Source organism: Dyadobacter jiangsuensis (assembly GCF_003014695.1).
GTDB lineage: Bacteria > Bacteroidota > Bacteroidia > Cytophagales > Spirosomataceae > Dyadobacter > Dyadobacter jiangsuensis.
Map to the genome: position 1 here is coordinate 137,324 of NZ_PYAS01000015.1, position 13,441 is coordinate 150,764.

The 13,441-nt window shown below is 51.5% G+C and carries 12 protein-coding genes; 8 read left to right on the forward strand and 4 right to left on the reverse strand.

All coding sequences use genetic code 11. The features are described 5' to 3' along the window. Positions 1–192 precede the first annotated feature (192 nt). From CLV60_RS26770 to CLV60_RS26780, 3 genes are all read left to right on the forward strand, one after another. Complete coding sequence (locus CLV60_RS26770) at positions 193–3,633, forward strand: SusC/RagA family TonB-linked outer membrane protein (RefSeq protein ID WP_229211144.1); 3,441 nt, start codon at positions 193–195, stop codon at positions 3,631–3,633. A 33-nt stretch (positions 3,634–3,666) separates the two neighbouring features. Then, a complete protein-coding gene (locus tag CLV60_RS26775) occupies positions 3,667–5,265 on the forward strand; it encodes a RagB/SusD family nutrient uptake outer membrane protein (protein WP_106598469.1) in 1,599 nt (532 codons plus the stop codon). A 118-nt stretch (positions 5,266–5,383) separates the two neighbouring features. Next, the gene (locus tag CLV60_RS26780) at positions 5,384–6,226 is read left to right on the forward strand and encodes an endonuclease/exonuclease/phosphatase family protein (RefSeq protein ID WP_106598470.1); all 843 of its coding nucleotides are present in this window, start codon (positions 5,384–5,386) and stop codon (positions 6,224–6,226) included. Positions 6,227–6,303: 77 nt separating this feature from the next. Here the strand turns inward: CLV60_RS26780 and CLV60_RS34350 are convergent, their stop codons facing one another. After that, on the reverse strand, positions 6,304–6,468 hold the full coding sequence (locus CLV60_RS34350; RefSeq protein ID WP_170118873.1) for a hypothetical protein: 165 nt from the start codon (positions 6,466–6,468) through the stop codon (positions 6,304–6,306). Beyond that, complete coding sequence (locus CLV60_RS26785; protein WP_106598471.1) at positions 6,465–6,917, reverse strand: DUF6934 family protein; 453 nt, start codon at positions 6,915–6,917, stop codon at positions 6,465–6,467. Before CLV60_RS26785 ends, CLV60_RS34350 begins: the two co-directional genes overlap by 4 nt. A gap of 74 nt (positions 6,918–6,991) precedes the next feature. Between CLV60_RS26785 and CLV60_RS26790 the strand changes: the two genes are divergently transcribed. From CLV60_RS26790 to CLV60_RS26805, 4 genes are all read left to right on the forward strand, one after another. Next, on the forward strand, positions 6,992–7,669 hold the full coding sequence (locus CLV60_RS26790; protein WP_229211145.1) for a hypothetical protein: 678 nt from the start codon (positions 6,992–6,994) through the stop codon (positions 7,667–7,669). A 217-nt stretch (positions 7,670–7,886) separates the two neighbouring features. After that, positions 7,887–8,297 (forward strand): OsmC family protein, encoded by a 411-nt coding sequence (locus CLV60_RS26795; protein ID WP_106598473.1) that lies wholly within the window; start codon positions 7,887–7,889, stop codon positions 8,295–8,297. Positions 8,298–8,301: 4 nt separating this feature from the next. After that, complete coding sequence (locus CLV60_RS26800; protein ID WP_106598474.1) at positions 8,302–9,618, forward strand: amidohydrolase family protein; 1,317 nt, start codon at positions 8,302–8,304, stop codon at positions 9,616–9,618. A 35-nt stretch (positions 9,619–9,653) separates the two neighbouring features. Beyond that, positions 9,654–11,039 (forward strand): hypothetical protein, encoded by a 1,386-nt coding sequence (locus CLV60_RS26805; protein ID WP_106598475.1) that lies wholly within the window; start codon positions 9,654–9,656, stop codon positions 11,037–11,039. A 21-nt stretch (positions 11,040–11,060) separates the two neighbouring features. On the opposite strand, the gene mtgA is transcribed toward CLV60_RS26805, so the two are convergent. After that, positions 11,061–11,747, reverse strand: coding sequence for a monofunctional biosynthetic peptidoglycan transglycosylase (gene mtgA / locus CLV60_RS26810; protein WP_106598476.1), 687 nt, complete (start codon positions 11,745–11,747; stop codon positions 11,061–11,063). 123 nt (positions 11,748–11,870) lie between these two features. On the opposite strand from mtgA, the gene CLV60_RS26815 reads away from it, so the two are divergent. Then, entirely contained in the window at positions 11,871–13,151 is a 1,281-nt protein-coding gene (locus CLV60_RS26815) for a DUF2851 family protein (protein ID WP_106598477.1), read from the forward strand. Between the two features lie 66 nt (positions 13,152–13,217). Here CLV60_RS26815 and CLV60_RS26820 read toward each other — a convergent pair whose 3' ends face one another. Beyond that, positions 13,218–13,415 carry a hypothetical protein gene (locus CLV60_RS26820; RefSeq protein WP_015811882.1) on the reverse strand — a complete coding sequence of 66 codons (198 nt, stop codon included), beginning with the start codon at positions 13,413–13,415 and terminating at the stop codon, positions 13,218–13,220. Between the last annotated feature and the right edge of the window lie 26 nt (positions 13,416–13,441).

Here is a 13,441-nt window from a genome sequence, read left to right on the forward strand (position 1 = left end):
CCCAAGTTTTCCTTTCAACCAAAACAACCCTTCTACCCTATGGCAAAACTTTGACCCAGATTCACTAAAAAGCCGGCAATGATTGCAGCATTACCGGCCTGATTCTCCCGGTTCATTTCAACAGAAGGACAGTTCCGCAAAATCGGAGCACGGGAGGGCTTTGTCCAGAATTCATCAAAACCATTCGAATTTATGAAAAAAAGTAGTCGACCACTAACGTACCTGGTGACTGTGATGAAAATTGCATGCATACCATTCATACTGACCCTGCTGTTCAGCAGCCTGTCGCTTGCCAGTAACGGGCTCGCGCAGGAATTGCTGCAACGCAATGTAACCCTGAAAGCCGAGCGCCAGGACCTGCGCCAGGTGCTCACCAACCTCGAAAAATCCACCGGGGTGCGCTTCTCGTACGTGCCCTCGCTCGTGCGGAACCAGAAAGTGAGCGTTTCGGCCGAAAACCAGCGGCTGTCGGTCGTCCTCGACCAGCTGCTCTCGCCGCTCAATATCCGTTATTCGGTTTCAAAAGAATACATTATCCTCAACCGCAAGCCCAGCAAAACGGCCGGATCGAACGACACGAGTTTGCTCGATATTTTCGATAACGAAGAGGCCGTCGACCGGGTCGTACGCGGAAAGGTCATTGCTTCGGATACCAAGGAGCCACTGCCGGGCGTAAGCGTGGTGGTGAAGGGTACCCAGCGCGGTACTTCCACCGAGGTAAACGGAACATTTGAAATAGAAGTACCCAATGACGACGCCCAGCTCATTTTCAGCTTCGTAGGCTACCTCGCGCAGGAAGTGAACGTGGGTAACCAATCGGAACTGGACATAACGCTTCTTTCGGACACGAAGTCGTTGCAGGAAGTGGTGGTAATCGGTTACGGAACCGTTAAAAAGGCCGATTTGTCGGCTTCGGTGGCGACGGTACCCGATATGGAACAGATCAAAAACCGGCCGGTGCTCAACGTGGGCAGCATGATCCAGGGTAAAGTGGCCGGTGTAACGGCGATCAGCAACGGCGGTCACCCCAACCAGACGCCCAACATCACCATTCGTGGAACGGGCTCCCGCGGAGGCGAAAGTGTATTGTACGTCGTAGATGGCGTACCCAATGCACCCTACAACCCCGCTGATATCGAATCCATTACCGTTTTGAAAGATGCGGCTTCGGCGGCGATTTACGGCGCATTTTCCGGTTCGGCTGGGGTTATCCTCATCACCACGCGCCAGGCTGCACAAGGCAAGCCGAGCATTGAATACAGTGGATTTATGGGGATGAAACAAGCCTGGAAACTGCCGCAATCACTCACCGCAGCCGATGAAGCCAAAGTATCCAACCTCGCTTACACCAACGCTGGCCTCGCCCCGCTCGACGGCTGGGACGCTACCAAAAACCCTTACGCGCAAGTAACCCGCACCGACTGGATCGACGAAATCTTCCGCACAGGCCTTATCCAGCGCCATAATATCAGCTTCAATGCCGGTACCGACAAGTTTTCGACCCTTTTGCAAGGCCGCTACGAACGCGACGAAGGCACGCTCATCAACACCTATGCGCAGAATTTGTCAGTTCGTTTCAATGCGATGTACAAGTTCACCGATAAGATTAAACTCCGCCAGGAGCTTTTTTACAACAACAATGACAACCGCGGAACTGAAACAACGAGCGGTTATAGCGGGACCGTACTTTCGGCTATTTACATGCCCCGCTCCGCAGTGGCTTACTATGATGACGGCACATTCGGCGGTGTAGGCCCGCGTGACTCGAAATACCTCGGTATCCACGGCGATGCGATCAGCCCCGTGGGCACATTGCTTCGTAACAGGCCCTACAATAAAGGTAACGACATGCAGTCGGTTACAGAGCTCGGCTATTCCGACATTATTCCCGGCCTGAGCTTCCTGACCCGTTTCAGCTACCGCCAGAACAGCTCGCTTTGGAAGAATTTTGAGCCGAAAAGAACAGAACCCGGCAAGCCGAACAACCAGAATACCCTCTCCTACTCGACCAACCGCGGTTACCACTGGATTTGGGAAAATACCGCTAACTACTCTCGTGTATTCGGCCGCCACAATGTAGGCGCAATGGCCTCCATGACCGCACAGGAAAACGGCAACCGCAATTTCAGCATTGCTGCGAGAGGTTTCGAGAATGAAGCGGATTGGGCTCAATTCTTCGTAAATGCCTCCATTTTTGACCAAAACAGACCTACGGACGACGAATGGAAAGATCGCAACGCATCGTACGTAGGACGTTTGTCATACAGCTGGGCCGACCGTTATTTCGTGACAGCCAGCTATCGTTACGATATCGCGGGACGCCTTGCAGAAGGTTTCCGTGCCAAAGGGTATCCGGGTTTCACCGGTGCATGGAAGCTCAGCTCCGAACCTTTCTTTAATGTAAAAGGGCTCGATCTCCTGAAACTCCGCGCAAGCTGGGGCCGCATTGGCAACATCGGTTCCATCGGCAGATACTACGGCTATCCTAACCTTACCCCGAACAACACCTACCAGGTGGGTAATGGAGCGCCTATCAGCAATGGCTTGTATGTCAATGCAAGGTTTAACCCTGAGCTGTCTTGGGAAACTTCGCAGCAGACAGATTTCGGCTTGGATATCAGCCTCTTGAAAGAAAAACTGACTATTACCGCCGACTATTTTAACAAGCTGACTTACGACCTGATCAAACAGCAGGACACCGAGTGGACAAACACCAACGGCTACGGCGCGCCCTTCATCAACCAGGGCAAGATCCGGAATACCGGCTTTGAATTTGCCGCTAACTGGCGCGACCAGGTTGGTGAGTTCAGCTACGAGCTCGGTGGTAACTTTGCTACCCTCAAAAACCGCGTCGATTATATTGATGAAAACCCGAACTCGGTGTGGACACACGGCGATGCGTGGAGAAGCATTCTGGTGCCTTTCCGCTCAACGGTCGGCCAGCCTTACTACTCTTACTGGTTGATCAAGAATGCAGGTATTTTCCAAACCGACGAAGCCGCTGCGGCTTACGTGGGACCAAAGGGTGATCGCATCCAGCCTAATGCCAAAGCGGGAGACCTGAAATTCGTAGATGAAAACGGAGACGGCAAAATCGACGACCTCGACCGCGTGTACATGGGGAACGCATTCCCGAAAATCACTTACGGTATTACAGCTAATGCCAATTGGAAAAACTTCGATTTCAGCATCTTCTTCCAGGGTGTGGGCGGTGTGAAACTGTTCAATGCATTCAAACAATCCACATTGAATGGCGCTGAACAGGGCTACAACCGTTGGGACAAAATCCTCGACGCGTGGTCGGAAACCAATACCGGTTCCGATATTCCGAAAATCAGAGCGAACGATCCGAACAAGAACTTCTCGACCAATTCCGACTGGTATCTGGAAAATGGCAATTATCTGCGTCTGAAAAACCTGATTATCGGCTACACATTCAAAAGCAAGCCGGGCAAGCCTAGCCTGCGCGTGTACGTGAGCGGCGATAACCTGCTAACATTCACGAAGTATTCGGGTATGGACCCTGAGATCGGCAGCCAGCTGATCGATGGCCGCTATACCGCGCCAGGCCTCGACGGCGGTCAGTACCCAGTAGCACGCGTGTATTCAGCCGGTGTGAAGCTCAAATTCTAACACCCAATTTCGACCAAACAAAGACTTTGACTCATGAAACATATCATTAAAAATGCGGGTCTTGCCATTGTCATGGCCGTGAGTGCATCCGCATGTACCGAAAGCTGGGTGGATACCAAACCCAACGGCTCTCCTACCACCGCATTCTTCTGGAAAAGCGACGAAGACTTGAACAAGGCCGTGGCGGCGATGTACGCGCCGATGGGCTACGAAAGCACCTGGGGCCGCAACCTGTTCTGGATGCAGAATGCTTCCGACGACGTAGTGACCGGCCGCGTGCGTGCGGAAAGCGATAACATTAAGAACTTCAACATTACCGGCCGCGAGGGCTCTATTTCCAACTGCTGGAACGATGTGTACTGGATGTTGAACAAGGCCAACCAGGTAATCCAGGGCATTTCGACGGCTACCGGTGTATCGGATGCCGTAAAGAACCGTGCTTTGGGCGAAGCCTACTTCATCCGCGGGTTCGCGCATTTCTGGCTGGCCTATTCATGGGGCCATAAAGACCTCGGCGTGCCTTTCGACGGTCCTGAGAATGCAGAATTCGGAAAACGTATTCCACCTCAGCTTCCTTCGGTAACCGACAACTACGCACAGATCATCAGTGATCTGCAAAAAGCCGCCGACCTGCTTCCATTGTTCCAAACCTACGGGGCAGGCGATCAGGGGCGTGCGCACAAGGCCGCTGCGTGGGGTTACATGGTCAAAACCTACGCTTACTGGGCGCAGTATGATGCTTCCAAATGGGCTTTGATCCCGGACCTGGCCGATAAGATCAAAAATGAAGGCGCGCGTGCGCTCATTACCGGCAAAGGCAGCGCAGTTGCGAATTACCAGGCGGTATTCACCATCGAGAATAACTGGACGAGCGAATACATCTGGTCGGTCAACTCGGGCATCCAGGGCGGTTCTATCTTCCCGGGTGTGTCATTGGAGAACAAAGGCTGGGGTATTTTCAATGGCTGGGGCTATTTCCAACCGACCGAAGAACTCTACGAAGAGTATGAAGCGAAAGACCCGCGCCGCGAGGTGACTATCCTGAAATTCGGGGACAAATTCACCTATTTCGGCAAAGAACGTGCCTACTTCTCGACCAACAGCCTCTCGGGCTTCCAGATCCGCAAATACATGGAGCCGTACAGCTACGGAACCAACGAGAATGCAGGTAGCAATACGATGATCAATCAAAACGGTGACGGCCCGTCGACCCGCCTGAACCTACCGCTGATGCGCTATGCAGAGATCCTGCTCTTCAAAGCGGAGGCGTTGATCAAACAAAATAAAAATGCGGAAGCAGCTGCACCATTGAACGAAATCCGCGCCCGCGTAGGACTCGCACCGATTGCCGCGCCTACATTGGCCGATCTCAAACATGAACGTCGTGTGGAACTTGCCTGCGAATGGACCGACCGTCTCGCCGACCTGAAACGCTGGGGCGACTACGACAAGATCAACATGCCGCTCCACGGCCGCATTCACGACAACAAAACCGACCCGGCTTCGCCTTACAAAATCCAGGTGATCTGGCCGGCCCGCAGCTTCGACCCGGGCAAGCACATGGCATGGCCGATGAACCCGGATGAAATTTCGCGCAGCAACGGCGCCTACAAGCAGACACCGGGATGGTAATAGCGGACCAAATGCGAATTTTCATCATGAGTTAACATTAATCGCATATTTTTGGCTTCACAACAGGAGACCCTTCGGGGTCTTTTGTTTTATAGTTAATCAATCATCTCTATACCCAATGAAAAAAATTGCCCTTTACCTACTGGCATTCGTCTCGCTCGCAAGCGCGTCGTATGCGCAGAAAACCGCAACTATGAATGTAGCTTCGTACAACCTACGCTACAACACCCCCAATGACGGCGTTAATGCCTGGCCCAACCGCAAAGAGAATGTGAAAGGCCTCATCCGCTTCCATGAATTCGACATTTTCGGCGTGCAGGAAGCATTGGTAGGCCAGTTGAAAGACGTTGCCGAACTACCTGAATTTGCCTACTATGGCAAAGGCCGTGACGACGGCAAAGAAGGCGGCGAGCACTCCGCTATTTTTTACAAAAAAGACCGTTTCAAACTGTTCAAATCGGGCGATTTCTGGCTGAGCGAGACACCCGACAAACCGGGTCTGGGCTGGGATGCCAAATGCTGCAACCGCATTTGTTCGTGGGCACAGTTTGAGGATTTGAATACCAAAAAGAAATTCTACTTCTTCAATGTGCATTTCGATCACCAGGGCGTTGAAGCCCGTCGTCAATCGGGACATTTGATGGTGAAAAAGATCAAGGAAATCGCAGGAAACAACACCGCAATCCTCACCGGCGATTTCAACTCATCACCGGACACTGAACAGATCAAAACGATCGCCGGCGTGCTCAACGACACACACAATGTCACCAAACAAGCTCCATACGGTCCGGAAGGCACATTCAACAGCTTCAAGTTCGATGCGGAAATGAAGACGCGCATCGACTATATCTTCGTAAGCAAAAATGTGGATGTACTGAAATACGGCGTGCTAACCGACTCAAAAGAGCAGCGCTATCCGTCTGATCATCAGCCGGTGTTGGTGAAAGTGGAGATTAAATAATTTGGGCTTCGCCCTTCAAGCTTTCAGCAGCCGGCTTTTGAGGATTTGGTCTGTGCCCGATCACCAAAAGTCGGCTGTTATTCATCGTCAAACTTTGGCAGGCCGTATTTTTTCAAGGTTTCAGTGGCCTCATCGACTTTCTTCTTGAACAGATTCATTTCAAGATATCTGTCCAGGGATTTGTCCACTTTTTTCAGCTTTGGCCGAAAATTCCGCTCTAATTCTTTCTCTGCGTTTTTCATTTCATCTTTTTTTTTCTGGTAACAAGAAAAGCCTCATAATCAATCCCCAAAACAAACTTTTCCCACTGACCATGATTTAACCCGTATATCTGAAAATCAAGAGTAATCAGCTCCAAATTATTAGATATTCCGATTCTGTAAAGTCTTGTTCTCGCTCTCGTGCTTCCCTTAAAATACACTTTTGCATCTGGAAATCTGTCGGTGAAAGGATAAAGCGTTGCTGCTACCGTAGCCATAACCTTCTGTGTGTCTCCGTTGTTCGTCACTGTTGAGTCATCAAAGTCCTCAGTCGAACCAATTTTATTACCGAATCCCATGTTAAATGTGCCAGTCAAGCCAATTCGAGAATAAACTACCAGCTTCTCGACGTCACCTTTTACACCCTGACTAACAAACTCGAAAGTCAAAGCGGTATCACCGGGTGTTATCTCATATTGATCATAGTGCATGTAATGCAAAGATAAATACTAAATTACAGGCATCATCTCCAAGCATGTAACCCGTGGTAAGCCGTACAAACCTTTTGATAATCTGTGCAGTAGCGTGTCTGGCATTGACGTCGACGCAAAGCGTCAAAATCAAAATTATTGCCCCCAAAGCATGGAATGACAGGAAGGCGCTTCTGCTCACGCGGGAGAAGGGGTTTGCGGCCGTGGTGCATTCGATCAGGCTGGGATTTGATACGACACACCTGACGATGGACTCGGATCTGTTGCCGGACTTGTACCAGTTCCAGGTTTCGCAGAAAAAAGGCGCATTGACATTTTTCTTCGACCCGGGCACGGAGATACGGCTGGATACTTTCAACCTCGCCAAATCAACGGTAACTCATTCGAAAAGCAATGAAGAATGGCGGGAATATCAATCGCTCGTTCAATCCCCTTCTGACCAGCGCCTGGACGCTTACCTGCTCGCGGAGGCGCGTGCGAAAAAACGCAACCTTCCGGATAGCGCACGGTATTGGGTTGACCAGCAGGCGTTGGAGCGCGAAAGGCTCTGGAGTGCGACAACCAGTTTCATTTCCAATCACCCCAAATCGTACGTCAGTTTGTATTTATTGAAAGTCAACTGGTTTGCATTGAAAGACCGGGGCTTGTTCGAAAAGCTGGATCGTTCGCTGGCACATCACCGGAATTACCGTTTTTTGAGCGAAAAGAATAAAGGAATTGCTAAAAGTGCGTCGCCCGGCGTTCGAAAATAATATATCGGCAACCGGCTACTCCTTGCCAAAAACATCAGTATCCCAGCCGCGAAACGCATAGTATTTTCGCTTTGGCTGACAACTGCAACCTCGAACCATAGTGTATCAATCGACCACATTTTCCATACATTAAAAAAGGGTTACTCATCTCTTTATATCAATGGATTAGCTTTCAATTTAATCGTTAATAGTTTGTGCTCAAACCATATTCAGGATAATGCAGATCTCGGCAAGCATTCAAAACAGTTTAAACAGGCATACCATAACGGTCGCGACCAACGGTACCGAGAAGCAATTGCAAATCCCCCCACGAGAAACCGGCTACGGCTCGTCCGTCAATGGAGGAGAAATGCTGTTACTGGCCCTCGCTACCTGCTATTGCAACGACATTTACCGGGAAGCAGCTTTGCGTAACATAGTAGTGGATGACATCGATGTAAAGTGCTTTGCCGATTTCGGAGCACCCGGCGATTCCGGAACCAATTTCCGGTATGAGGTCTCGGTGACATCAAATGCCTCGGGGGCTGAAATCGAAGAGTTGATCCGGCATACCGACCAGGTAGCCGAAATCCACAACACACTCCGAAAAGGCGTTAAGGTAGATTTGATCCAATCCAAGAACTTGTAAAACAATGCAGACAAGCCTCTTCCGAAGGATAACCTGCCAACTGGCATTAATTGCAGCTATTTGTAGTTGTAGTAAACATGCCGACAGTCCTGCCGGGAAGCCCGCTCAAATCCGGGAAATCAACCAGAAAGAAATCATTTCAAAAAACGCCATTATTGCAATCACGGGTGCGACCATTGTAGACGGCACGGGTGGAACGCCTATCGAAAATGGCTGTGTGATCGTAACCGACGGGATAATTAATGCCGTGGGCAACAAAGCGGACATTAAAATACCCGCAAATGCGCAGGTTGTCAATGCCAAGGGCCTCACGTTGCTGCCAGGCTTCATTGACTCCCACTTCCATTTGGACGGCGTCCATGGCCTCCCCGCACAATTTCTCCAGAATGGCGTAACCTCGCTGCGCGATCCCGGTGCATGGATCGAAGCATATGACGATGAAAGAAAGGGCGGGAAACCGATACCAAGGCTTTTCCTCGCCGGGCCGCATATCGACATGTTTCCTCCCGCCTACCCGCGCGACGCGTACGTGGTCAGGGATCCGGACGAGGCCGTGCGCGAGGTCAATCATCTGATCGATCAGGGCGCTTCGGTAATCAAAGTCTATTTTCGCCTGCCACCAGCCATCATCCGCGCGGTGTGTAAAGCCGCTCATGCGCGAGGTATTCCCGTAACCGGCCACCTCGAAATTACGGAGGCCCGTGAAGCCATCGAGGCTGGACTTGACGGCATTGAGCATATTACCTCTTTCGGTCTGACGCTCGTGCCGCAAAGAGAGGCCGAAAAGTACCGGCAAATGGTACTCGCTGACAATAATGCCCGAAAACAAGGCCGGTACGAGGTTTGGAAAAACATTGACCCGGACAGTCCGGTTACCAATTCACTGGGTATTTTCCTGAAAGACAAAGGCACGTTTGTTAGTCCGACGCTCGGCGCATTCGAGTACCAGGCCACGACAGGGCAGCCACTCGACACCGCCCGTTTGGAAGGATTTATCAAAATGAAAAAGGTCACGGGTAGGCTGTATCGCGCAGGCGCCAGGATCGTTGTAGGGTCGCATTCGATGATTCCTTATGCGGAAACCGGTTGGGCATTCCAGCGGGAAATGGAATTGCTCGTCCTGAGCGGGCTCCGTCCGGCTGAGGTAATTACGGCAGCGACACTCCAGAATGCACGCTTTTTTCAAGTAGACGATCGGCTGGGAAGCATAGAAAAGGGAAAGCAGGCCGATCTTATCCTGATAAAAGGGGATCCATTGAAGAACATATCGGCTACCCGGAACGTTAGCAGAGTTATGCTGAACGGAGTTTGGGTTAAATAAGCAAGAATCGCTACATTGCTTTAAACAACATCACTATGAAAAATCTCCTTCTGATTGTCCTGAGCGCATTGATGTTTTGGACAGGCAACCGGGCCTTTGCACAGGCCGAAGAAGAAAAACTCGATCTTCCAGGCGACAACCTCAATCTGTATGCGGTTTTAAAGCTCTTCCAGGAATCCGAAACCCTGGAAGGTTTTGAGCGAAAACTCAATGAAGAAGATTCAGAGATCAACAACCTTGACCTTGATGGAGACAACCAGACAGACTACATCCGCGTAGAGGATAATGTGGAGGGAAACCTTCACACGATTAGCCTGAAAGTGGCAGTCAGCGAAAGAGAGGATCAAGATGTAGCTGCATTTTATGTCGAAAAAAAGGAAGACGGCGAGATATGGATACAACTTGTAGGTGACGAGGATCTTTACGGCAAGGACTATATTATCGAACCCAATTCACAGTCGGGAACAGTCACAGAAACGCCTAATCCTGGGTATAGCGGAAACAGGGAGGTTCAGCCTGCTACCACTCAGCAGAATGTCGTTTATGTTTCCAGCTGGCCGGTCATTCAATTCATTTTTGTGCCTAGATATGTGATCTGGCGGTCGCCGTGGCGGTGGCATTACTACCCCTCCTACTGGCGTCCATGGAGGCCGAGATACTGGCATTATTACTACGGCTATCATTACCACTGGCATTACTATTACAACGGGCATTTCCGTCGCTGGCCCAGCTACCGCAACCCGGTTTGGCACACGCATTACTATGGCGGTAATTTCCGCTCTCGCTCGGTGATCGTGCGTACGCGCTCCACGCGAGGCGACTATCGCGCCACGTACTCACGACCTTCGTCGGCACGGCAAGGATCTGCATTATTTGTAAAAAGATACCCCAAAGCTCCCACAACACGCGACAGGCTTCCCAGCTTCGATAAAACGGGCCGTCCGGTGATCACCCGACCTTCGACCGGCCGACCGGGCACAACCAGGCCAGGAAACGGCGGAACTACACGTCCTTCTGTTGAAAGACCCGGCAGCGAGAATAACGGCCGCCCAGGCACAAGCCGACCAGGAACCGGCCGTCCCGAAGTTACGCGCCCGGGAACATCGCGGCCCAATCCGGGCGTAACAAGACCGGATATCGAGCGGCCGACACGGCCAGGTAACCCGGATGTATCCAGACCTACCCCCACGCCACGGCCCGAGGTGACGCGCCCGACGCCATCGCCCCGCCCGGAAGTGACCCGACCCACACCAACTCCTCGTCCGGAAACATCGCGACCCAACATCGAGCGTCCTACGCGGCAGACACCCAATGCGAGGCCCGCACCCGCTCCCCGCCAGGAAACGCCGCGTCCTTCCACAACGCCATCGAGCCGTCAGCAGAGTTCACCGCGATCGTCGAGGGAGACGGAGCGGCCTTAGCCGCTTAGTTATTGAGATTAGTTACAGATCCGCCAGATACTTCTGCCCGCCCAGGTAGCGCATCTGGCGGACAATCTGGTTGGTACGCTTGTTCACATACGCAGACGGATTCTGGATCGAGAACCGGATCGGGTTGGGTAATACCGCTGCGATGCGCGCGGCCTCATAGCGGGTGAGGCGTTTGGCCGATTTATTATAGTAACGCAGCGAAGCCGCTTCTACACCAAAAGTCATTTTACCCATTTCGGCTACATTCAAATACACTTCCAGAATACGTTCCTTGCTCCACAGCACTTCGATAAGAACTGTAAAATAGGCTTCAAGGCCTTTCCGGACAAAACTCCGGCCGTGCCAGAGGAATACGTTCTTAGCGACCTGCTGGGAAATGGTACTGGCTCCCCGGGCGCGCTTGCGGTCCTCGGTCATTGCATTGTATATCTGATCGAAATCAAACCCCCAGTGGTTAGGGAAATTCTGATCCTCTGAGGCCACTACGGCCAGGGCTACTTCTTTGGAAATGTTCTCGTACGGCTCCCAATCGTGATAAATCTCCGTGTCCTCATCTGCCCTGAATGCGTCGATCTTCCGGGAGATCATGTAAGGCGTTACCCAAATGGGCAAGAACCTCAGGATAATCACCCAAACCACTGAAAGCACGAGAAAAGCAAGGAAGACTTTGAGCGCAATAAATTGCAGACGGCGGAGCATAAAACTTTTTTACTTCTACAAACAGAAACCAAGTAACAAAAACAGCGTACAAAGAACAGAAACTAATCAGGTTTAGGCAAAGAAATATGCGCCTTAATCGCCAATTTTTTAAACACGCTGTATATGAATGAGGATTTACTGAGTTTTATCTGGCGTTTCCAGTACTTCGAAAAGAAAGGGCTGGCGACCGACGAGCACCTGCCGCTTTCCATCATCCGACCCGGCCAGAGGAACACCAACGCTGGACCGGATTTTTCCGAAGCCCGCGTTGCGATCAACGGAGTGCTTTGGGTAGGAAGTATCGAAATCCACGTGAAAGCATCCGACTGGTATCTCCACGAACACCAACACAACGGTGCCTACGACTGCGTGATTCTTCATGTAGTGTGGGAAAACGATCGCCCGGCAATGCGGCGCGACGGCACAATAGTCCCGACATTATCACTGAATGGCCTCGTAAAAGCCGCCGTGATCGAAAGGTACCGTTGCCTGCTCGATGAAAAAGATACAGTACCCTGCAATCGGCAGTTTGGAGCGGTGGAGCAAATCCGCAAATATGCCATGCTAGACAGGGTATTGCTCGAAAGGCTGGAACGTAAAGCGCTGGAAATTCAGTACCTGCTGGAAGCGAATCAGCAGGATTGGGAGCAGACGGCGTATCAATGGCTTGGCCGGCATTTCGGATTCAAACTCAATGACGCCCCATTCCAACGGCAGACCAGCATTGTTCCCTGGAAAATCATTCGCAAACATACCGACCGGCTCATTCAGGTTGAAGCGTTGCTATTTGGCTGTTCGGGACTCATTTCCGAGCATTCAGAGGAAATATATGTTCGCCAGCTGCACCAGGAGTTCCGCTTTCTCAGCGCCAAATACAAGTTACAGGACGACAAGATGAATCCGCATGAATGGAAATATGCACGGTTGCGTCCGGCAGGGTTTCCGACGGTCCGGCTGGCACAATTCGCGCGGTTGCTGTGCAATACCGGCGGGCTTCTGAACCGGTTTATCGTATCGGAGCATTTTGATGAAATACGGGCGATGTTCCGGATCGAACAATCTGCCTACTGGCGTGAGCATTACCTATTCGGAAAGAAAGCGCGGGCGCAGGTCCCCGTGTTGGGTACCGACGCCGCTCATTTGCTGATCGTCAATGCCGCTGTACCGCTGCTCGTCGCCTATTCGAAGCATAGACAGCAACCCGAGCTGCTAGATAAAGCTATTTACTGGCTTTCGGAAATACCCGCGGAAGATAACCGGATCACGCGCGAGTGGGCGTCCCTGGGTATGCGCGTGAAAACCGCCGCGGATTCGCAGGCACTGATCGAGTGGTTCAATAACTACTGCACGCCGAAGCAATGCCTGGAATGCATGGTTGGCGCATCACTCGTGAGAGACGGCTAGCAGAAGGCGCTCAGTCAGGGGCGCTTAGTCAGGGGCCCTCAGCCGGGGCCGCCTAGCCGGGGGCGCCTAGCCTTTAACCAAATTTACGCCCGTCAACAGAAATACCGTTCCCACCAAAAACGGCACGATCGATTCCCATTTGGAAACTGTAAGCCCCAGCACGGGTTTGTCTGACAAAAATGCGACGCATGCGAATAGCAATACCGCAATACCCAGAATGGTGAGCAAAGAGCCGAAAAAACGTTTGAACTGAGCGTTTTCCATGAAATGTGTCTATGAGGAGATTAAAA

Coding starts and splice junctions, on each gene's coding strand:
- CLV60_RS26770 (WP_229211144.1), top strand. CDS start 193: ATGAAAAAAAGTAGTCGACCACTAACGTACCTGGTGACTGTGATGAAA.
- CLV60_RS26775 (WP_106598469.1), top strand. CDS start 3,667: ATGAAACATATCATTAAAAATGCGGGTCTTGCCATTGTCATGGCCGTG.
- CLV60_RS26780 (WP_106598470.1), top strand. CDS start 5,384: ATGAAAAAAATTGCCCTTTACCTACTGGCATTCGTCTCGCTCGCAAGC.
- CLV60_RS34350 (WP_170118873.1), bottom strand. CDS start 6,468: ATGAAAAACGCAGAGAAAGAATTAGAGCGGAATTTTCGGCCAAAGCTG.
- CLV60_RS26785 (WP_106598471.1), bottom strand. CDS start 6,917: ATGCACTATGATCAATATGAGATAACACCCGGTGATACCGCTTTGACT.
- CLV60_RS26795 (WP_106598473.1), top strand. CDS start 7,887: ATGCAGATCTCGGCAAGCATTCAAAACAGTTTAAACAGGCATACCATA.
- CLV60_RS26800 (WP_106598474.1), top strand. CDS start 8,302: ATGCAGACAAGCCTCTTCCGAAGGATAACCTGCCAACTGGCATTAATT.
- CLV60_RS26805 (WP_106598475.1), top strand. CDS start 9,654: ATGAAAAATCTCCTTCTGATTGTCCTGAGCGCATTGATGTTTTGGACA.
- mtgA (WP_106598476.1), bottom strand. CDS start 11,747: ATGCTCCGCCGTCTGCAATTTATTGCGCTCAAAGTCTTCCTTGCTTTT.
- CLV60_RS26815 (WP_106598477.1), top strand. CDS start 11,871: ATGAATGAGGATTTACTGAGTTTTATCTGGCGTTTCCAGTACTTCGAA.
- CLV60_RS26820 (WP_015811882.1), bottom strand. CDS start 13,415: ATGGAAAACGCTCAGTTCAAACGTTTTTTCGGCTCTTTGCTCACCATT.